At 41.6% G+C, this 20,389-nt stretch carries 19 protein-coding genes; 8 read left to right on the top strand and 11 right to left on the bottom strand.

Annotation, left to right across the window (positions count from 1 at the left end; genetic code table 11):
• Nucleotides 1-1,140, top strand: coding sequence for a radical SAM family heme chaperone HemW (hemW, locus tag EV695_RS05745; protein WP_131904932.1), 1,140 nt, complete (start codon nt 1-3; stop codon nt 1,138-1,140).
• 190 nt (nt 1,141-1,330) lie between these two features.
• Here hemW and EV695_RS05740 read toward each other — a convergent pair whose 3' ends face one another.
• The 4 genes from EV695_RS05740 to EV695_RS05725 form a co-directional block, all read right to left on the bottom strand.
• Nucleotides 1,331-1,876 (bottom strand): DUF937 domain-containing protein, encoded by a 546-nt coding sequence (locus EV695_RS05740; RefSeq protein WP_165874629.1) that lies wholly within the window; start codon nt 1,874-1,876, stop codon nt 1,331-1,333.
• 180 nt (nt 1,877-2,056) lie between these two features.
• Nucleotides 2,057-3,187, bottom strand: coding sequence for a PilT/PilU family type 4a pilus ATPase (locus tag EV695_RS05735; protein ID WP_131904930.1), 1,131 nt, complete (start codon nt 3,185-3,187; stop codon nt 2,057-2,059).
• 97 nt (nt 3,188-3,284) lie between these two features.
• Entirely contained in the window at nt 3,285-4,448 is a 1,164-nt protein-coding gene (locus tag EV695_RS05730; RefSeq protein WP_131904929.1) for a PilT/PilU family type 4a pilus ATPase, read from the bottom strand.
• A 98-nt stretch (nt 4,449-4,546) separates the two neighbouring features.
• Nucleotides 4,547-5,593, bottom strand: coding sequence for a type IV pilus twitching motility protein PilT (locus EV695_RS05725; protein WP_131904928.1), 1,047 nt, complete (start codon nt 5,591-5,593; stop codon nt 4,547-4,549).
• A gap of 161 nt (nt 5,594-5,754) precedes the next feature.
• On the opposite strand from EV695_RS05725, the gene EV695_RS05720 reads away from it, so the two are divergent.
• The 3 genes from EV695_RS05720 (at nt 5,755) to EV695_RS05710 (ending at nt 7,938) form a co-directional block, all read left to right on the top strand.
• Nucleotides 5,755-6,444 carry a YggS family pyridoxal phosphate-dependent enzyme gene (locus tag EV695_RS05720; RefSeq protein WP_131904927.1) on the top strand — a complete coding sequence of 230 codons (690 nt, stop codon included), beginning with the start codon at nt 5,755-5,757 and terminating at the stop codon, nt 6,442-6,444.
• A gap of 30 nt (nt 6,445-6,474) precedes the next feature.
• Nucleotides 6,475-7,290: a pyrroline-5-carboxylate reductase gene (gene proC / locus EV695_RS05715; RefSeq protein WP_131904926.1), complete on the top strand. Its 816-nt coding sequence runs from the start codon at nt 6,475-6,477 to the stop codon at nt 7,288-7,290.
• A 75-nt stretch (nt 7,291-7,365) separates the two neighbouring features.
• Nucleotides 7,366-7,938 (top strand): YggT family protein, encoded by a 573-nt coding sequence (locus EV695_RS05710; protein WP_243651483.1) that lies wholly within the window; start codon nt 7,366-7,368, stop codon nt 7,936-7,938.
• Between the two features lie 128 nt (nt 7,939-8,066).
• Here the strand turns inward: EV695_RS05710 and EV695_RS05705 are convergent, their stop codons facing one another.
• Nucleotides 8,067-8,669: a 3D domain-containing protein gene (locus EV695_RS05705; protein WP_207906956.1), complete on the bottom strand. Its 603-nt coding sequence runs from the start codon at nt 8,667-8,669 to the stop codon at nt 8,067-8,069.
• A 327-nt stretch (nt 8,670-8,996) separates the two neighbouring features.
• On the opposite strand from EV695_RS05705, the gene EV695_RS05700 reads away from it, so the two are divergent.
• Nucleotides 8,997-9,611: a DUF1131 family protein gene (locus EV695_RS05700; protein WP_131904925.1), complete on the top strand. Its 615-nt coding sequence runs from the start codon at nt 8,997-8,999 to the stop codon at nt 9,609-9,611.
• Between the two features lie 81 nt (nt 9,612-9,692).
• Complete coding sequence (locus EV695_RS05695; protein WP_131904924.1) at nt 9,693-10,265, top strand: PhnA domain-containing protein; 573 nt, start codon at nt 9,693-9,695, stop codon at nt 10,263-10,265.
• A gap of 80 nt (nt 10,266-10,345) precedes the next feature.
• Here the strand turns inward: EV695_RS05695 and EV695_RS05690 are convergent, their stop codons facing one another.
• Nucleotides 10,346-10,780, bottom strand: coding sequence for a hemerythrin domain-containing protein (locus EV695_RS05690; protein WP_131904923.1), 435 nt, complete (start codon nt 10,778-10,780; stop codon nt 10,346-10,348).
• Between the two features lie 4 nt (nt 10,781-10,784).
• Nucleotides 10,785-11,801 (bottom strand): ion transporter, encoded by a 1,017-nt coding sequence (locus EV695_RS05685; RefSeq protein WP_131904922.1) that lies wholly within the window; start codon nt 11,799-11,801, stop codon nt 10,785-10,787.
• A gap of 130 nt (nt 11,802-11,931) precedes the next feature.
• Here EV695_RS05685 and EV695_RS05680 point away from each other — a divergent pair, with 130 nt between their 5' ends.
• Entirely contained in the window at nt 11,932-16,236 is a 4,305-nt protein-coding gene (locus EV695_RS05680; RefSeq protein ID WP_131904921.1) for a DEAD/DEAH box helicase, read from the top strand.
• On the opposite strand, the gene EV695_RS05675 is transcribed toward EV695_RS05680, so the two are convergent.
• Nucleotides 16,221-16,664 (bottom strand): c-type cytochrome, encoded by a 444-nt coding sequence (locus EV695_RS05675; protein ID WP_165874628.1) that lies wholly within the window; start codon nt 16,662-16,664, stop codon nt 16,221-16,223. The two genes, EV695_RS05680 and EV695_RS05675, sit on opposite strands and share 16 nt — an antisense overlap.
• Nucleotides 16,665-16,873: 209 nt before the next feature.
• Complete coding sequence (locus EV695_RS05670) at nt 16,874-17,608, bottom strand: 16S rRNA (uracil(1498)-N(3))-methyltransferase (protein WP_131904919.1); 735 nt, start codon at nt 17,606-17,608, stop codon at nt 16,874-16,876.
• 202 nt (nt 17,609-17,810) lie between these two features.
• On the opposite strand from EV695_RS05670, the gene dsrE2 reads away from it, so the two are divergent.
• Complete coding sequence (gene dsrE2 / locus EV695_RS05665) at nt 17,811-18,323, top strand: sulfur carrier protein DsrE2 (protein WP_131904918.1); 513 nt, start codon at nt 17,811-17,813, stop codon at nt 18,321-18,323.
• Between the two features lie 90 nt (nt 18,324-18,413).
• Here dsrE2 and EV695_RS05660 read toward each other — a convergent pair whose 3' ends face one another.
• Nucleotides 18,414-19,202 (bottom strand): DUF3530 family protein, encoded by a 789-nt coding sequence (locus tag EV695_RS05660; RefSeq protein WP_165874627.1) that lies wholly within the window; start codon nt 19,200-19,202, stop codon nt 18,414-18,416.
• Nucleotides 19,203-19,321: 119 nt separating this feature from the next.
• Nucleotides 19,322-20,371, bottom strand: coding sequence for a glycosyltransferase (locus tag EV695_RS05655; protein ID WP_131904916.1), 1,050 nt, complete (start codon nt 20,369-20,371; stop codon nt 19,322-19,324).
• Between the last annotated feature and the right edge of the window lie 18 nt (nt 20,372-20,389).

Raw genomic sequence — 20,389 nt, 5'->3', positions numbered from 1 at the left:
ATGACACCTATTCCGTTAAGCCTCTATGTTCACATCCCCTGGTGTGTAAAAAAATGCCCATATTGTGATTTCAACTCACATCAAGCCAAGGGAGAAATCCCTGAAGCACAATACTCGGATGCACTGATCAACGACTTGGAATCAGAACTACCTCAAATATGGGGCAGATCAATTGAATCGATTTTTATCGGCGGCGGAACCCCTAGCCTGTATTCAGCTAAGGCTATGGATCAACTCTTATCCAGCTTAAGAGAAAGGCTAACTATTCGCCCGAATACAGAAATTACCATGGAAGCTAATCCTGGTACTTTTGAACAAGAGCGTTTTAGTGCTTATCGACAAGCAGGAATCAACCGTCTTTCCATTGGCATCCAGAGTTTTAATAACAAGCACCTGAAAGCCTTAGGAAGAATTCACGGTGCAAATGAAGCACAAAAATCGACTCACATTGCGAAACAGGCAGGCTTCGATAATTTTAATCTGGATATTATGTATGGCTTACCTAAACAAACAATAGATCAAGCCATTGCTGACCTTCAACAAGCAATAGATGCCAACCCCACTCATATCTCGTGGTACCAATTAACCATCGAAGAAAACACCCTATTTCATCACTCTCCACCGGTTACTCCAAACGATGAAATACTCTGGGAGATGCAACAACGAGGTCAAAAACTTCTAGCGGATGCTGGTTATTATCAGTATGAAGTATCCGCTTATGCCAAAGAAGGCAAACAGTGTCGACACAATCTAAATTATTGGCAGTTTGGGGATTACTTGGGGATTGGCGCTGGTGCTCATGGAAAAATCAGCATGCCTGATGGTGAGATTAAGCGTCACACAAAATATCGTCATCCAGAAAAATATATGGGTGAAGGTATTAATGGCAAAGCTCGTTCCAGCGAGAAAAAACTGGCCACAGAAGACCTTGATTTTGAATTTATGTTGAATGCTGCGCGATTAAAAGAAGGCTTCACTAAAGAGCTGTTTGAGACCAGAACGCTGCTTTCTTTTTCTGCTGTTGAAGAGAAATTAAATACATTAATACAAAAAGAATTGATCGAATACGACAATGAAAAATATAAACCAACAGATAAAGGCTGGCATTTCGTTAATGACATCGTCAATAGCTTTATTTAACGATTAAATCGTCCAGCCATTTGTCGTTACACAAGGCATTACTAAAAAAACCGCCCCAAAGTAGGGGGGTGGCTTTCGTTATTTTCAAAGCAATTATCAGCTAGAAAATAGCCACCTCCACACTTCTGAATGTTATTACGTTTTTGTTATTCGAAAATGTATATAGAATTTATGCAGAACCAGGTACTTTTTAACGTGCCATAAATGCTTTAAACGCCATGCCTAAAACATCATCTATCATAGAACCGTCTTTATCGGCATCGAGTAAATTAGTCAGAAAACCTGAAGATTCCTGTCTAGATGGCGCAGTTTTACTACCACCAAGCATCTTCTTGCCTAAAGAAGCCATTACCATTGTTGCTACAACAGGCAACATCTTCTTCAATAAACTACTTCCTAGTCCTGTTTCTTTCGATGAACGTTTCGCCACATGACGGCTAACATCTTTATCGCCAAAAATATGACCGAGGATGTCGTTTCCTTCTTGAGTCGTTTCTTTCTTACCCAATAAAGAAGGGTCATCCAGGTAACGGGAATGGTTTCCTTTCTCTAAAGCCTCCATCAAGCTATCAAGGCCTTTAACCTCTTGTGTATTTGCTCCGAGACCGCGGGAAAGAGAGTCTGCTAAAGATGAGATTGCGTCTTTGGCTTCAGATTCATTGACACCAAAATTATTGGCAAATTCCGAAATTGCATCTGTATTGTTTTTATCAAAAAGCAAGTCATTGATATTCAAGTAAGGCTCCTCGTACTTTGTATAAAAGAAATTAAGCGAGCTATTACTATAGATAGTAAACCTTTATTTCTCAATAAAAGTTTCTTTAATGGTGTTTGTTGAGTAAGTGGTATTTCTTAAGAACGAAGAGAAAAGAGCCTTCTTGAGAGTGAATCCAAAGAAGGCTCAGTAAAGAATGGTTTAAGAAATCTCTGGTAAGGCCCCAGATAATACAGGTTTACTATTGATGGAACGCTCATTCTGCTCTTCGGCTTTACCGTCAAAGCTAAGCATCCATTCAAGGTTGTTTTTAGAACTCGCATGTTCAAGTGCATTTTCACGAGATATTTTACCCGCTTTAAATAACTCAGCAAGTGACTGGTCGAAGGTGTGCATACCATCCGCGCCACCTTTCTCAATGATATCTTTAAGCTCTTGCATACGTCCTTTTCGAATAACTTCTGCTGAAAACGGTGAATTCACCAACACTTCAGTAGCAAGGGCATAACGACCATCCAGACTTGGAATAAGACGCTGCGCAATGATCGCATTCAGGTTCAAAGATAGATCCATTAACACACGGTCTTTTTGATCAGCAGGCAGCAAGTAAATTAAACGTTCCAGTGCCTGAATCGAGTTTGTTGCATGCAGGGTACTGATAACGAGGTGACCAGTATCGGCAAAACCCATTGCTGCTTCTACGGTTGCAGTACTTCTAATCTCACCTACCATAATGACATCAGGTGCTTCACGCATGGCTTCTCGCATGGCATTTTCATAAGAGTGTGTATCAAACCCTACTTCGCGCTGTCCGATAATGGATTTATCATGCCGGTAAGTAAATTCGATAGGATCTTCAATGGTTAGAATATGCCCCGAAGCACGTTGATTTCTGTATTGAATCAGTGATGACATCGACGTTGATTTACCCGCACCGGTAGAGCCTACGAACAAGAATAAACCTTCTTTTTTCATCACCAAATCTTTTAAAACTTCCGGTAATCCCAAGGCTTCAGGAGCCAGAATATCTGATCTTACATAACGAATAACCATCGATACTTCGCCACGCTGAAAGTAGACATTGACTCGGAAGCGACCAAGGTCTCTGACCGAAACACCTTTATTCATCTCTTTGGTACGATGAAAAACGGCCCATTCTTTATCGGATAACAACTCTTTGGCAAATGCGGCGATAACGCCAGGCATCAATTTATTTTTTGAAATGCTCTCAAGGCTTCCCATGACTTTGATAGAAGCAAAAGCACCTGTAGTTAAGTACAAGTCAGAAGCTTCTCTTTTGACCATAAGCTCTAGATAGGGGATTAGTTTCATAATGTTTTCAGCCTTGAAAGATCAATCAATGTGATTTTTTATTAGTTATTTTTTATTAACGATTCTAGTAACGCTACTGTTTAAGCCCTAAGGTTTATTATAGTTTAGGTGTGTACTCGTCCAATGTTTCCATCGCAAGTGACTCAGTACCCTTAAAGAAATCACCTTTCTTCGCCTGACGGCTATTCAACTTCAACTGAAGACGTAAATCATTCACCGAATCAGCATTGCGTAAACCTTCCTTAACCGTAATCATACCAGCATCAATTAAGCGGAATAGCGCCTGATCGAAAGTACACATGCCCAACTGGTTAGATTTAGAAATTAATTCTTTAATCGCTGGAATATCACCTCTGTAAATCAAGTCTGCCATCATCGGTGTATTCAACATCACTTCTACCGCAGGTAAACGACCGTCATCTTTAACTTTTCTTACGAGGCGTTGTGATACCACACCTTTGAGGTTTAATGACAAATCCATAAGCAATTGATCACGACGTTCTTCCGGGAAGAAGTTGATAATTCTATCAAGTGCCTGGTTGGTACTGTTTGCATGCAATGTGGTCAAACATAGATGTCCCGTTTCTGCGTAAGCGATCGCATACTCCATGGTTTCTCTATCTCTTACCTCACCTAGCAGAATAACGTCTGGTGCTTGTCGTAAGGTGTTTTTCATCGCTATTTCATAGCTATCTGTATCAACACCCACTTCACGTTGAGTCACTAAGCACTGATGATGCTCGTGAGTGAATTCAATCGGGTCTTCAATCGTAACAATGTGACCCATTGAGTTTTTATTTCTGTAATCGATCATCGAAGCCAAGCTGGTAGATTTACCAGAACCTGTCGCACCCACCATGATAACCAAACCACGTTTTGTCATCGCAATGTCTTTCAAAACGGGTGGAAGTACTAACTCTTTAAACGAAGGAATATAATCAGGGATATGTCGTAAAACCATGCCTGGCGCGCCACGTTGTGTAAATGTATTCACACGAAAACGGGCTTTACCTGGCAAGCTAATCGCGAAGTTACACTCCATGTGCTCTTCGAATTCTTTCAATTGCTTATCATTTAAAATCGAACGAACAATAAAACCTGCCTGCTCTGCATTCAGCTTCTGGTTCGACAGAGGCTTCATTTGACCATCAACTTTAATTGATGGGGCAGCCATCGAAGTAATAAACAAGTCAGATGCATTCTTATCCAGAGTTGAATCTAACAACTGGTGGACGTAACTTATCGCGCTTTCTTTATCCATTTTTATTCTTCACTTTTATAATCGTTATTATTCTTAATGTGATTGCTTTTGTATCAACAAGCCATTCTTATGCAGATTTTTATCCGATTGGCTAAAAATTAGCTTCGTTCCATAATCGCTTGTGGATTATCTGCCTTCTTCATAGCAACATCACGAGAGATATGACCCAAGGTCATTAACTTCTGTAGACTTTGATCCAGTGTCTGCATACCGTCTGCTGCACCTGTTTGAAGGGCAGAACGCATTTGTGCCAGCTTGTTTTCTTTAATCATGCTGCGAATTGCGTTAGTACCAATCAATATTTCATGTGCCGCTACTCGACCACCCTGAACACGTTTTAGTAGTGTTTGTGAAATGATTGCCTGCAACGATGAAGAAATCATTGATCTCACCATGTCTTTTTCTGCCGCTGGGAAAACATCAACAATACGGTCAATGGTTTTAGGCGCACTAGTTGTATGTAGTGTCCCGAATACCAAGTGACCTGTTTCTGCCGCTGTTAGCGCCAAACGAATCGTTTCAAGGTCACGCATCTCACCAACCAGAATAGTATCTGGATCTTCACGAAGTGCAGATCTAAGTGATGCATCAAAACTTTGCGTATCACGGTGAACTTCACGCTGGTTAACCAAACTCTTTTTACTGTTGTGAACAAATTCTATTGGGTCTTCGATCGTTAGAATGTGACCGTGATCGGTTTCATTCTTGTAGTCGATCATTGCCGCCAGCGTAGTTGATTTACCAGAACCTGTTGGTCCTGTAACCAATACCAATCCACGAGGCTTATCAGAAATCTTCTTGAAGATTGCCGGAGCATCTAGGTCTTCTAGCGAAAGTACTTTACTGGGGATGGTACGAAATACCGCTGCTGCACCACGATTCTGATTAAATGCGTTTACACGAAAACGAGCCACACCGGGAATTTCAAAGGAAAAGTCAGTTTCCCAATTTTCCTCGTAAGCTTTACGCTGTTTGTCATTCATGATGTCGTACACCATACTATGCACTTCTTTGTGCTCTAGTTCAGGCATATTGACTCGACGCATATCACCATCGACACGAATAATCGGTGGCTCCCCTGCTGAAATATGTAAATCTGATGCTTTGTTTTTTACCGAGAAAGCGAGTAACTGTGTAATATCCATAAATGACTACTTTTATTTATTGTTATTAATTATTGGAGTCAGTATTTAAATTCTTTTATTCTAATAACATCGTTTCCATTGTTATTTAGATGCTAGTTAGGGCACTATCCCCAGTGCCAAAAACTATTACTACTGACATTTACGCCATAAATTTATCATATATGACTCAAATAAGTGACAATCTCCAGACAATCGGTGCAAAACTGAAAAAGTATTCACTGCAATATAATCGAGCAGAAAATTCAGTCAAACTACTCGCCGTAAGTAAAAAGCACGACAGCACCAAAATACGAGAAGCTTATGAATGCGGCCAAAGAGCATTCGGCGAGAATTACGTACAAGAACTCTGGGATAAATATCAGGAGTTATCTGACTTAGATATCGAATGGCACTTTATAGGTCCGTTACAATCCAATAAGACCAAAAAAATAGCTGAAATTGCAGACTGGGTTCACACTATTGATCGCCTGAAGATAGCGCAAAGACTGAATGATCAACGCCCAGAAAACCTAGACCCACTCTCTGTTTGCATTCAATTGAATATCAGCGGTGAAGAGAGTAAATCTGGTCTTTCAGTAGATGAAGTAACAAATGTAGCGAAAGAAATTATCAAACTGCCTCATTTGACTCTTAGAGGCTTGATGGTTATTCCCGCTCCTGAAGATGACTTCGACAAACAACTCGACGTATTTGCTAAAGTCAGTGCCATAAAAGAGGCACTAAGCCTTGAACTAGGGATAGAGCTTGATACACTTTCAATGGGTATGAGTAATGATATAGAAGCCGCTATTGCAGGCGGCTCGACCATGGTTAGAATAGGCACAGCCATTTTTGGTCAACGCGAATACTAAAATACATTCACACAGGGATTACTTAATAGCATGGGAAAAACGATCACTTTTATTGGCGCGGGAAACATGTCTCGCAGTCTAATAGCAGGTTTAGTTCAAGACGGCAGTAAGCATAACATTCGTATTTCAGACCCTAATGAAGAACAATTGACGGGTATTACTGCAAACTGGGCAGCTATAAACTCTTATGTAAATAACGCCGAAGCTATTGATGGTGCGGATGTTGTTGTTCTTGCGGTTAAACCTCAGATTATGCAGATGGTGTGCGAACCACTCGCAGAAGTCTTTGAGGCTCAAAATCCCTTGGTTATTTCTATCGCGGCAGGCATTAATTTAGAAAATCTTGAAAAGTGGTTAGGAGGTTATTCTCCCGCGGTTGTTCGCTGTATGCCAAATACACCTTCGCTGGTGCAGTCTGGAATGACAGGGCTTTTTGCGAATGAACAAGTGTCAGAAGAACAAAAGAATCTGGCTGAAAGCATTATGCGCGCAGTCGGAAGTACACTTTGGTTAGATAATGAAGGTTTAATGGATACGGTTACCGCTGTATCTGGTAGCGGTCCGGCATATTTCTTCCTGGTTATGGAAGCAATGCAGGAAGCCGCGCAAAAAATGGGATTAAGCGCTGAAGACGCCCGCTTACTGGTCTTACAAACTGCGTTTGGCGCGGCTAAACTAGCTTTAGAAAGTAGCGATGATGCATCTGTGTTACGTCAAAGAGTCACATCAAAAGGCGGAACCACCGAAGCAGCTTTAAAAAAACTTGTGGATGGCGGCTTACCTAGCATCTTTGAAGAAGCATTGGTTGCAGCTGCAATTCGCTCGAAAGAATTAAGTAAAATATAAAAAGCCACCCCCCTACTTTGGGGCCTTTTTTCCCTTTTTTACATTATCACCCAATAATAACTGGAGAAGTTATCAGTGTTAGGTTTATCAATATTAGGACTTTCAGTCGTCTCTCAAATCGTTATCTTTTTAATAGAAACCGTTTTTTCTTTATATATCGGTGCGGTGGTGATTCGTCTACTGCTGGGCTTTGCGCGCGCGAGCTTTCATAACCCTTTCTCACAGTTTTTGGTAAAAATAACAAACCCTGTGTTAGTGCCACTCAGACGCTTTATTCCGTCATTCGGAAGTGTCGACACATCTGCGGTTGTTTTGGCTTACGCGTTAACCTGGATAAAGTTAAGTTTACTGTTCCTGATTAGTAAGGGTGCAATTATGTTCCCTGAAACCTTACTGTTTGCCTTGGGAGAATTGGTAAAAACCATAATCTGGATTTACATCATTGCTCTTATTATCCAGGCGGTTTTGAGCTGGGTAGGAAACGCTCAAGGCAACCCATTGGTGCCATTAATTAACAGCCTGACTAACCCTATTTTAAGACCTATTCGTAAAGTTGTTCCACTTGTAGGCATGATGGATTTATCACCGTTAGTTGCGATTCTTGGGCTAAATATTTTACTCATAATTGCCAACAATCTATTCCATTAACCTGAGAGTGATGGGCAAATACCAGTAATCTAAAAACGATAATAATCATTGTCGTAAAAAAAGGCATAAAAAAAGCCTGCTAAGTTGCAGGCCAAAGGGGATGTTCTTTAAACGTTAGAGGGTATAAATTAGATTTGGTTCCAAAGTATTTCTACTTTTCGACGACCCCATTTAAATGCCTTACGTTTGTTCATACCCATATAAATATCGATTTTCTTGCGCCAGCGCTTGTTCATTTTATCTAGCACAACGTATTCGCCTTCTAGGCCTTTGATTCTCACTTTTTGCTTATGCTTTAATCCGTGTACTTTTAAAAGATCACGAGATACCGCAATTGCTTTCATACCGGGCTTCAATCTATCTCCCCATGCAGCAATATTAGGGGTGCTATCTGTTTGATCAGCATGAGAAGTGTATGCAGTTGCTGTCACATGTAGGCTTTTATCATAATCAGAGTAGTTAGCCGCGGTTAAAGACGCTTTAACTAACTTTGCTTTTCCGCTGCTCTTTTCTGATGATAATTTCGCTTTGACAGAAGCTGCTTTTTTATCAAACTCTGCAATCAACGCTTTATATGCTAGTTGTAGTTGCCTGGTTTCTTCAGCAGTTTTCGTTTTAGTGATAACGCTGTTCTTATTCCGTGGGCTTGCATTTGCTGACATTGAGAATACAAAACTCAATAGCACAGCTAGCGTTAATCCATAAACGCTAAGGGGTTTATTAGTAAACATCTTAATTTCTTCCTCGTTCTGACACTCCAAAAGGGGGGATAAGTGCCAATTTCGGCGCATATTAGCAAAAGATGATTTGCTAATAAAGCTTAATTTAAACTTTCTTTCGCTTATTTTTTATGCATTTCTAACAATAAAATATATAAAAAATAACAATTGTGTAAATAACATCAAACCCTTTAGTTAGCAGACATCAAAGAAAGTTCAAAATTATCGAACTTATCCTCAATCAAGTCCCCCATATACACTCTCGCCTGATTGTTCTCGTAATTGCTTTATGAGAGAATGCTCAATAGTTAGGCAACTATATATGGATAAAAATTTATTATGGAAAATGCAGTACTAAACGTATCTAAAAATACGTTATCAGTGTTCTTATTCACCCTTATTTTATCTTTAGGCTTAACAGCTTGTGATAATGATGATGCCAAACAAGACACCACAGCAGCTGTGGAAGATAAAACCATAATTTTATCTGCAGATGGTATTGGTCCCATCAATGCCACTACATCATTCAATATGCACCAGATGACCTTGGCATTTAGCGATTACAGTGTTGTTGAAGAGGTCAATTTTCAGGATGGTAATCCATTTCCAGCCATACGCATTTCGGAAGGCGTAAAAACCATATTAAATATCATCCCTGATGCGGCACACAAAAACATTTACTCAGTCATTATTGAAGACAACATTATCCAGAACAGCCTAGGTCATCATCTTGGGACACTCTACAATAAAGTGTATACCTACGGTCAAAATGAGCAATGCCAGGCAGGCTATTCTGATATGTCTGGAAAAGTACTGTGCTACGCTCCGAATACACCAAATATTCTCTATGTCTTCAATGGCAAGTGGGATAACCCGGTTACAGGCAAAATTCCACCTGCAGATGTTTTACAAGGCTGGTCTCTCGAATCCATTATCTGGCGCCCAAAATCCTAAACATCTGATTCTTCATCTGTGGCATAATCCCGTTTTTTTTAGCATCACCCAAAAACAGATTACTATTGCGAGAAGAGAGAGATGAGCCTAGAACAATCCCTAAAAGACCGAAGTGAAAGCAAATGCGAACTATGCTCGGCAGAAAATGATCTGAGTGTTTTTGTAGTACCACCGGAAACCAACCCGACAGTTGATACCAGCATCATAATTTGCGAAACCTGTAAATCCCAAATTGAAAACCCATCCAGCATGGATGCAAATCACTGGCGTTGTTTGAATGACAGCATGTGGAGTCAGATACCAGCCGTTCAAGTGATGGCATGGAGACTGCTTAATAGCCTGAAAAGTGAAGGTTGGCCGCAAGATCTTTTAGATATGATGTATTTAGAAGACGAGACAAAAAAGTGGGCAATGGCAGGTGTAGGTCCAGGCGCAGATAATGATGAACCAACCTTAGATGTTAACGGAACAGCATTAAATAACGGCGACTCTGTTACATTGGTTAAAGATTTGGTGATTCAAGGCGCAAACTTCACCGCAAAACGCGGCACCTTAGTAAAAGGCATATCGCTTACTGATGACACCTCACAAATCGAAGGGCGCATTAATGGTACTCGTATCGTACTTCGCGCCTCTTACATGAAAAAAGCTTAATTCACTAAACGATTCCATTCGTGTAAACAGTATAAAAAAACAGATAGCTACCTCCCCACTTTGGGGAGGTTTTTTTATGATTAATCTAAAGGCACAAAATTCAGGATTGCATCCAGCTGCTCATCACTAAAGGTTGATTCCACAATCGGGAACAACTCTCTTTCTTCAATACGCGTGTGATTTTTTAGCATGCTTGCAAACTCCGCCAGATCTTCTCTTGCACTGGCCACATGAAGTTTTGGCATTAACATTCGCATTGCACCATGCTCTTTTAATAGCTGTGTGGCGATGCCAATATGCTCTCTATACTCTTTAAAGATCGGGGCGAAAATGGTTCGCTCTTCGTGCTGAAAATGCACTTCTAGCTCATTTTCATAGTAATCTTTAACCTTTTCGATTGCCTCCGCAATGGCTGCTTCATCTCCAGATTCAGCAACCTCAGCAATGCGTTTAGCCATCACCAATGATCCGTGGTGCTCTCTCGACAAGTCTTGTAATTGTTCCGCTCTTTTCATTTAATTATTCTCTATCTTTGCTAATCGCATTTTCTTTAGCTGCTTCAGCAGCATGTTCATTGTGATCAAATCCGCAATTGGGGCAGACGTTGACACTGGTGTTATTTTTTTTAACTTTATTCCGTTTATTTATTGCTCTGGCTTCACGCAGCATGATGGCTGCGTCTGTTCTAGATATGCCGAGATTCAATCTCAACTCAATAAATTCGGAATTTTCATGTTTACTAAAAGTGCCGTCTTCTACCCAAACCATCAGCGCAGTCTTAAAATGCTCTCTCCTACGCGTCACTTCCGATGTAAAACCAGCAGCCAATATACCTGCAGGTAACGCTGCCATACCGACACCGGTGATTACTATTAATATACCAAGCGCACGCCCTATTCCGGTTACCGGAACGACATCACCATAACCTACCGTCGTCAATGTAACCGTTGCCCACCACAAAGCCCTTGGAATGCTTCCGAATTCTTCTGGTTGAATTTTTCCTTCAACAATATGGATACCCGATGCTGAAATCACAATAAGAATCATCAACACGAATATTGCCGAAAGAATTGTCTCGGCTTCTTGTTTAAAAACAGTGGTGAGCAATTCCATCGACCGCGAATAACGCGTCAACTTAAACACTCTGATTAATCGCAATGCCCTTAAAATAAGAAAATCGTGACCGAGGAAAAGTAAATAAGACGGTAATATCGCCAATAAATCCACCAGTGCCATTGGGGTAATCATATAGCGTAGACGAGTCATTATCGGGCGACGTTCATCTTTCGATTCTCTTTCGATAGATACCCAGATACGCATAAAGTATTCAATGGTGAAAACCACCAATGCAAACAAATCCATCCAGCGAAAAAACACGGCGTACTTATCATGAATACTCTGCTCAGATGCCGCAACAATGCTGACCACATTCAAAAAAATCAACACCATCAAACTGATATTGATGACATACCCAAAAGTACTGTTATGACTTTTTTCTAATACTTGATACAGCCATTTACGTCGCGTTTCGCTCATTTCTTTATTCTACAATACACCCCCCCACTTTTAGCGAGTTTTTTCAGAACATAGATCAGCTAAATGTCTGTTAAAAGGGCAAAATAATTACAGACTGGAGAAAAGCGAACAAAAAGCGTATTATCATATAATGAGTTCTCCTAGTTTCCATCCGGCCATCACCCGCTGGTTTAATTCTAACTTTAAAGCAGCAACGGATGTTCAGGAGCAATCGTGGTCTGCAATAAATCAGGGGAAACACACATTACTCGCAGCGCCAACAGGTTCGGGTAAAACGCTCGCCGCATTTTTATCAGCGATCGACCAGCTAATAAAAGAAGGACTGGAACGCGGGCTGGAAGATGAAACCCGCGTTCTTTATATCTCACCATTAAAAGCCCTTTCCAACGATATTCAAATCAACTTACAACAACCGTTGCAAGGCGTCCGTGATTCACTATTAGAATTAGGTTTACACGATGTCGATGCGCGCGCCTGGGTGAGAACCGGTGACACACCTCAGGCTGAGCGTGCCAAAGCGATTCGCACACCGCCGCATATCCTCGTCACCACCCCAGAGTCGATCTACATTATGCTGACTTCTGAGTCTGGCAGAAAAATGTTAAGCACCGTGCAAACCGTCATCATCGATGAAATTCACGCCATCGCAGGGAGTAAACGTGGCTCACACCTAACACTCTCATTAGAAAGACTGGAAGCGCTCACTAAAGAACACAATCCAGAATCTCATCTGCAACGCATCGGTTTATCCGCCACACAGAAACCCATCGAGACCATGGCGAAGTTTCTAGTCGGTGATCGCGATGAGGAATGCGCGATTATCGACACAGGTCATTCTCGCGAGCGCGATCTTGCCATTGAAATGCCAGCCTCACCACTTAGCGCAATCATGTCGAATGAAATCTGGGAAGAGATTTACGCGCGCCTCGAATACTTTTCCAATACGCATAAATCGGTTCTGATCTTTGTAAATACTCGACGCTTAGCCGAACGCGTTGCCAAAAGCATGGCTGATCGAATAGGCGAAGAAAACGTCATGGCGCACCATGGCAGTATGGCAAAAGAAAAACGACTCGAAGCCGAGCAACGCCTGAAAGCAGGTAATCTTAAATGCTTAGTCGCCACAGCCTCCTTAGAATTAGGTATCGATATTGGTGATATTGATCTGGTTGTGCAACTCGGTTCACCTCGGTCGATTGCCGCATTTTTACAACGCGTTGGACGTTCAGGGCATGCCGTTGGCGCAACCCCTAAAGGTCGTATTTTTCCATTAAGTCGTGATGAGCTAGTTGAAACCACCGCCTTATTACATGCCGCAAATCAGGATGATTTAGATCGGGTTATTATTCCCAAACAACCGCTGGATGTGCTCTCACAACAAATCGTGGCAGAAGTTAGCGCACGCGAATGGAACGTCGACGAACTCTATCAGACATTTAAAAAAGCACTACCCTACGCCGAGCTTGCGCAAAAAACCTTCGATGACATTATAAAGATGCTAGCGGATGGTTTTTCTACGCGACGCGGCAGACGCGGTGCCTACATACATTATGATGGTATCAACCGTCGTGCTCGACCACGTAAAAGTGCGCGTATTATTTCGCTGACAAATGGCGGCGCAATTCCCGATCAATTCGATTGTGATGTGGTATTGCAACCTGAAGGTTATCGTATTGGAAGCGTGGGCGAAGACTTTGCCTTTGAAAGCCTGCCCGGAGATATTTTCCAATTGGGTAATCGCTCTTATCGAATTTTAAAATCAGAAATCGGCAAAGTGTTTGTCGAAGATGCGGATGGTCAACCACCTAACATTCCTTTCTGGGTGGGTGATGCATTGGGTCGTACCGATGAATTATCAGGAACCGTATCCGCCTTGCGTGAAACGGTCGATGAATTACTCGACGAAAGCGAAGAATGCGCAATCGCTTTTTTGCGGGCTGAATATCACTTATCACGAAGTGCTGCCGAACAATTAGTTGCTTATCTGGCTGCTGCCAAAGCGGCGTTGGGCTTACTGCCGACACAAAGCAATGTGCTTTTCGAACGCTTCTTTGATGAAGTGGGGGATATGCATTTCGTGATTCACTCCACTTTTGGATCACGCATCAATAAAGCATGGGGTCTGGCTTTACGAAAACGCTTTTGCCGTAAGTTTAATTTCGAATTACAAGCAGCGGCGCTGGAAGACAGTATTGTGCTGTCATTGTCATCCACTCATAGCTTCCCCATGGAGGAAGTCGCCCGTTATCTAAATTCGAAAACAGTGCGTGAAGTGTTAATCCAGGCGATGCTAGATGCGCCTGTATTCCCGACGCGCTGGCGCTGGAATGCGACGATTTCATTAGCCGTTTTACGCAATCGTTTTGGCCGAAGGTCACCCCCCTACTTTCAGCGCTCTGATGCCGAAGATTTAATGGCCGTGGTGTTTCCCGATCAGATTGCCTGTCTGGAAAATATCGCTGGTGAACGCGAAATTCCTGATCATCCTTTGGTAGAACAAACCATCAAAGACTGCCTGAACGAAACCATGGATATCGATGGTTTAATCGATGTCTTACAGAAGATCGAAACGGGCAAAATCAATATCACCTGTTGTGATTTAACCTCTCCATCGCCGCTTTCACAAGAAGTGATTACCGCTAAACCTTACGCATTCCTCGACGATGGCGAGGCTGAAGAACGCCGCACTATGGCGATTAAATCTCAGCCATTTATGAGCACGGAGGATGCCGCCTCATTACGCAAATTAGATAATGCAGCAATAGATAAAGTTCGTGAAGAAGCCTGGCCGATTGTTCGCACCGCCGATGAATTACACGATGCGCTGATGGTATTGGGTTTTATTCTTGAAACTGAGCAAGGCAAAGTATTATCGAATAGCGCTGTCGACGTGATTAGCAATTGTGGCTGGCAACACATGTTTGATGAGCTAGCCAACGATAGTCGTGCGCATAAAATTAAGATAAACCACTCCGATAGTAATGCAGATATTTTATGGGTTGCTGCAGAACGGTTACACGAGTTTCTGGCGGTTATACCTGAATCAAACCGTGAAATAACTAGCCTCGAATCTACTAATAACAAACAAAATGTCACCCCCCCACTTATAGGCACTTTTTCTACAGAGAACCCATTACTGGAAATTTTACGCAGTAGGCTGGAAGGGCTCGGTCCTGTCACTGCCGAGCAACTAGGTCAACCATTAGGAATCGATGCAAATAAAACCAATCAGGTTTTACTGGCGCTTGAACAGGAAGGCTTCGTTATTCAAGGTCACTTCACCCGACAAAATAGCGAAGTTGAATGGTGTGAGCGCAGACTGCTCGCACGCATCCATCGCTATACTATTTCTCGACTACGCCGTGAAATTGAACCCGTTTCACTCGCCAACTATATGTCCTTCTTATTTGAATGGCAGGGTTTGGTGGATAAAGGCGAAGGCACTGAATCCCTTGCCCACGTACTCGAACAACTGGAAGGTATTTCGCTTTCTGCGGCTGCGTGGCAAGATGGCGTATTGCCAGCGCGCATCAAAAATTTCAGTATCGATATGCTAGATAGTCTCTGTATTTCTGGAAGAATTAACTGGCTACGCTTGAATGTCGCCTCTTCAAGTAAAAAACTTACCAAGAAGAAATCACCCGTGAAGAATACTCCCATTGCCTTATTGCAACGAAGCCATCTTTCCCAATGGAAACAACTCGCAGGAAAACCCGACGAATACAAACTCAGCCCCTATGCAGAAAAAGTCGCTGAAGCGTTAAGCAATCATGGTGCTTTATTCTTCTTCGACATTGTTCAACACACTGGCATTTTGCGTACTCAGGTCGAAGATGCATTGGGCGAGTTAGTGAATTGGGGATTAGTTACATCAGATGCCTACGTAGGCTTACGTGCATTGATTACGCCTTCAGCTAAACGCCCCAAATTTCACGCACGGCGCGGAAGAAGCACCGCCAAAGTTTCACCTTTCGATAATGCCGGTCGCTGGAGTTTAATCAGACAAATCAACAACACAGAAACAACTCAAGCCTCACTGAATCAGGATGAAATAGAATTCATCGCATGGACGCTACTGCATCGTTACGGCGTCATCTTCCGTAAAGTGTTAGAACGCGAAAACAACCTACCGCAATGGCGTGATTTATTACGCGTTTACTGGCGTATGGAAGCGCGCGGTGAAATTCGTGGTGGACGTTTTGTAAATGGTGTCAGTGGCGAGCAGTTCGCTTTACCCGAAGCACTCAATGTACTGCGAAAATCCCGTAAAAATAACAAAGCAGATCAATCGATTACGATTTCTTCGGCGGATCCACTAAATTTGATCGGTATTCTACTGCCCGGAGATAAAGTGCCAGTGACACCGCTAACTAACATATCATTTATCAATGGTGTTCCTGTCGTTTCTGATCTCAAACTTCAAGGGTTTTGCTGAAGAGTTCCGATATAGAAAACTAATTCAAGAATTCGCTCACGAACTGATGGACTTGGTCCAGTATTCATTGGTCCAACTTCCTTAACGATCTCTTGATTATATCGTTCACCCCAAATCGGCATTTCCAGCGTTCCATGGGAAGCAATTCTGTCGACTCCTGATATTAGGTTATACACTTTAATTAAGGGGTAAACGCCGCCATTGCGTTTGCTGATTAGGGTTAGGTCAGATGGCGCCTTTTTTAATAATTCAACAAAAGAACCATCGCCTTTACCCGTTATACCATGGCATACAGCACAGTTATTCAAAAATTCTTTTTTACCAATATCAGCACTTGTTTTGTCTGCTGCAATAGCCACATTCGTTGTAGCTATCAAACACAAAGTGATCAAAGTCGATACAGTACCTGCAATTAGTCGCGTAATCATAGTCGTCTCCATAGGCTTATTGATTAATATCATTTCCATACTTCAACTTGAAAGCACTTCATATCTATAAAAATAAAGTAACTCTCTCGAACGCACACTCTCCCACGTGTTGATAAAAGCATAATTAAGCACAACACGCTTCTACAATTGTTGATTTGTTGACGAAAAACACTGCAAACAGACATAAGCACAGCGACCGGTAATAATAATTACAAATCACCCCAGGCCATCTGACATGCAGTTATACCAGCTACTACGGCAGTCTCTGCACGTAATATCCGTTTACCAAAATTCACAGATTGAACATTTTTTGATTGCATCAATTGCTCTTCTTCATTGCTAAAGCCACCTTCTGGCCCAATAATTATCGATACTCCGTTATGGCTCTCATCGAGTTTCATTTGTTGTATTTTATTTTCCGAACCAGGCAGCATTGAAATTTGAGTAGTCCCATCATAAGCAGAGAAAATTTCGTCAAAATCACAGGGTTCTTTTATTGCAGGGATAGCAGTTCGCCCTGATTGCTCACAAGCCGCAATGATAACGCCTTGCCAATGTTGCATCTTTTTTTCGAGGCGGTTGCTTTTGAGTTTTATGACACTGCGTTTTGTATACATCGGTTGAATCGTAGAAACACCCAGTTCAACGGCTTTTTGAATCGCAAAATCCATTTTATCAGGCTTGATATTCGCCAATATTAAGGAAATTGAAAGTGATGATTCGCGATTTACAGGATCGTAGTCTTCCACAATCACTTGTGAATTTCGCTTATCTGTCGCACTTACTTTTGCCGCATATTCTCCTGATTGTCCATTAAAGAGAATCAGATCATCTCCTTCTTTTAAGCGTAACACTTGCACTGCATGACGATGATTGGCCTGAGTTAACGCCAATTCTTCACCCACTTTTATGTCACCTTCCTGATAAAAACGCGAAACTCTCATTTGTCTATATGCCTGTTAAAATTACTTGCCGATTGATTATGCATCTAGCAATAAAAATTGTCCGTTATATTTATGTAATCGACGCTATATTGCAATTAATACATTCTATACACACAATGTATTATAGTATTTCAGAATATTATTGTTTTCTGTTATACTCGGGCAAATTACGATATAAACATATAATTTCAGAGGTAGAAAAATGGAGCAGAAAAAACTAGCTATTATCGCCACTAAAGGCACACTGGACTGGGCTTACCCTCCTTTTATTCTGGCATCAACAGCGGCTGCTTTAGGTTATGAAGTAGAAGTTTTTTGTACATTTTATGGCCTACAACTTTTAAAGAAAGACATCAGTGATCTACAAGTTAGCCCACTTGGAAATCCTGGTATGCCGATGAAAATGCCAGTGGGACCAAAATGGTTCAAGGATATTAACTGGAATATTCCTAATATTATTCAGTCGAACCTACCTGGCTACGAAGCCATTGCGACGACCTTAATGAAGAAGACGATTTCCAATAATGGTGTGGCTTCAATCTCGGAATTGCGTGAGTTATGTCAGGAAGCAGAAGTTAGATTTCTCGCGTGTCAGATGACGGTTGATCTCTTCGGCTTTGATGCAGAAAAAGATTTTATGGATGGTCTGGACTATGTAGGTGCAGCAACTTTCTTTGATTTTGCTGGCGAGTCAGATATCTGTTTATACATCTAACTAGCTACAGTAATCGCAATCGAACATTAAAAAGCCGACGTTATCGTCGGCTTTTTTGTATCGTTTTATTGTTCAAACAGAACTCTGACACTAATATTTTTGTAACTCTATAACCACTGCATTCACCAAATCATCATCGTGGCCCTCAAAGAAGTGATTTGCGCCTGCAATTTTCTGCTGTTTGTATCCTTTGTTTTGTGAGGCTGCCTGTTTTCTAGTCTCTGTTGAACTCAACACACCTTCCAGATCTTTTTCCCCATATAAATCTAAAACCGGAATTTTAATGTTTTTTAGAAACTGCTCATTATCTGTATTCATTCCAATACCAATATAAGCAACTATCGGCGTTTCTGTATGCGCTTCTTTATAGACTTTTTTATGCGATAAGTAGTAGTTAGCCATGCGTGCGCCCAGACTATGCGCAACGATTACTACTTTCTTTGCGCCTTCCTTAGCCAGATACCGAATCCCCGCATCAATTCTGGCAGGTACTTCTTTCATCAAGGGTTCGTAGTCTTCACTGTCTGCATCATTTGCAAGAACTGGCATCTGCAGTGAGAGCGTATTCCAACCCTTTTCTGCTAACTCAACACGCAGTGGCTTTACGACGGTTTCCCAATCTGGATGAATACCAATACCATGGATCACGATTACAGCCACATCACTTGGTTCGTCTGCACGCGTATCGATAGCTAAGAAGTCATTACTACCATCGTTCAACTCTATCGCTTCGCCATCAAACAAAGAATCACTGATTTGTTCTGCCCAGCGCTTTTCTTTCTCAAGATCACTGGCAAACACAGAGGTCACTGAAAACAGGCATGTTAAAGCCAATGCAAAAAAAGCCCTGTAAGTGGGGAGGTGTCTTTTATTTTTCATGAAATGCTCCATTTTTAAAATGAATGTAGCACAACCGATAGAACAGAAGAAGATTGAATATCTTATTCCCAGTCGAATATTTTAGTCCTAATATTTCAGTCCTTGTAAAAGAGACTTGCTTAAAGTGATAACCACTCTTTCGCGATAACACCACCAGAAAGGTGTTGAATCGAATCGATTGCATTATTTCTAAACTTTTGCAGCATAAGCTCGTTATAAAACAAGTCGTCTATGGCTTGGGTAAAAGCCTCGGTATTTTCATTTTCGACCAGTAGACCATTTTCACCATGACGAACGATCTCTCTTGGCCCTGTCGGGCAATCAGTCGCAACCACAGGCGTTTTAAGTGCCAAAGCTTCAATAAGAACCATCGGAAATGCTTCGGTACGACTAGTTAATGTCAGGAATTTAGCACCGGCGAGATAGGGAAAAGGATTGCTTTGGGTTCCTACAAAATGCACTTTATGATGGATTTGTAATGAATTTACCTGACGTTCCAGATCTTCTCGCAGGTCACCATCACCCACAATAATCAGGTCACAGTCCTCCTTCATCTTGCTGTTAGCGTATGCATTGATTAGCAAGTCGTAGCGTTTTACTTCGTGGAATCTGCCCAGTGCAACGATATAAGGCTTTGGATGTTCATAAGGTTTTTCGACCTGCGCAACAATGTCTTCCACATCAACCGGATTATAAATACGAGAAACATTACTCAATGAATAATCTGTTTTGAGTATTGAGGCAACATCTTCAGAGACCGCGATAATATTCTTAACCCGAGGATAAGTAAGCTTCACAAGTGTAGATTCGAAGAAGCTGAGTTCACGAGGGTTACAATGCACGGACAGTGCAGCGTCATTAAAGACCAAAGCTGTCGGGAAGTTAGCGGTTTCCATAAAGCCATAAACATGATTAAACTTTTCTTTTTTAATCAGCTTTCTTAAACGATAGGCACGTTTCAAAACATTGAATGCTTTACCAATAATGTTGTCTTTTTGTGGGCAATCCAGATGAATCAACTTTCCGGGAGCATCGTAGTGTATATCGTCATCCTGAAAAATAACGATACTAACCTCATTTTCTTTCGCTAAAGCATTAGCAAGATTAATTGCCACACGTTGTCCGCCACCTAAATCTAGGTCCGCGATAATGATTGCGATCTTTTTCATGAATTGCCCCGGTTATGT

This window comes from Cocleimonas flava (assembly GCF_004339015.1).
GTDB classification, from domain to species: domain Bacteria; phylum Pseudomonadota; class Gammaproteobacteria; order Thiotrichales; family Thiotrichaceae; genus Cocleimonas; species Cocleimonas flava.
Note: the sequence above shows the minus strand (reverse complement) of the source record. Positions and strands in the feature narration are given on the sequence as shown.

Excerpts from the sequence above, each read along its gene's own strand:
- hemW (WP_131904932.1), top strand. The coding sequence starts at position 1 with ATGACACCTATTCCGTTAAGCCTCTATGTTCACATCCCCTGGTGTGTA.
- EV695_RS05735 (WP_131904930.1), bottom strand. The coding sequence starts at position 3,187 with ATGAAACTAATCCCCTATCTAGAGCTTATGGTCAAAAGAGAAGCTTCT.
- EV695_RS05730 (WP_131904929.1), bottom strand. The coding sequence starts at position 4,448 with ATGGATAAAGAAAGCGCGATAAGTTACGTCCACCAGTTGTTAGATTCA.
- EV695_RS05725 (WP_131904928.1), bottom strand. The coding sequence starts at position 5,593 with ATGGATATTACACAGTTACTCGCTTTCTCGGTAAAAAACAAAGCATCA.
- EV695_RS05720 (WP_131904927.1), top strand. The coding sequence starts at position 5,755 with ATGACTCAAATAAGTGACAATCTCCAGACAATCGGTGCAAAACTGAAA.
- proC (WP_131904926.1), top strand. The coding sequence starts at position 6,475 with ATGGGAAAAACGATCACTTTTATTGGCGCGGGAAACATGTCTCGCAGT.
- EV695_RS05705 (WP_207906956.1), bottom strand. The coding sequence starts at position 8,669 with ATGTTTACTAATAAACCCCTTAGCGTTTATGGATTAACGCTAGCTGTG.
- EV695_RS05700 (WP_131904925.1), top strand. The coding sequence starts at position 8,997 with ATGGAAAATGCAGTACTAAACGTATCTAAAAATACGTTATCAGTGTTC.
- EV695_RS05695 (WP_131904924.1), top strand. The coding sequence starts at position 9,693 with ATGAGCCTAGAACAATCCCTAAAAGACCGAAGTGAAAGCAAATGCGAA.
- EV695_RS05690 (WP_131904923.1), bottom strand. The coding sequence starts at position 10,780 with ATGAAAAGAGCGGAACAATTACAAGACTTGTCGAGAGAGCACCACGGA.
- EV695_RS05685 (WP_131904922.1), bottom strand. The coding sequence starts at position 11,801 with ATGAGCGAAACGCGACGTAAATGGCTGTATCAAGTATTAGAAAAAAGT.
- EV695_RS05680 (WP_131904921.1), top strand. The coding sequence starts at position 11,932 with ATGAGTTCTCCTAGTTTCCATCCGGCCATCACCCGCTGGTTTAATTCT.
- EV695_RS05675 (WP_165874628.1), bottom strand. The coding sequence starts at position 16,664 with ATGATTACGCGACTAATTGCAGGTACTGTATCGACTTTGATCACTTTG.
- EV695_RS05670 (WP_131904919.1), bottom strand. The coding sequence starts at position 17,608 with ATGAGAGTTTCGCGTTTTTATCAGGAAGGTGACATAAAAGTGGGTGAA.
- dsrE2 (WP_131904918.1), top strand. The coding sequence starts at position 17,811 with ATGGAGCAGAAAAAACTAGCTATTATCGCCACTAAAGGCACACTGGAC.
- EV695_RS05660 (WP_165874627.1), bottom strand. The coding sequence starts at position 19,202 with ATGAAAAATAAAAGACACCTCCCCACTTACAGGGCTTTTTTTGCATTG.
- EV695_RS05655 (WP_131904916.1), bottom strand. The coding sequence starts at position 20,371 with ATGAAAAAGATCGCAATCATTATCGCGGACCTAGATTTAGGTGGCGGA.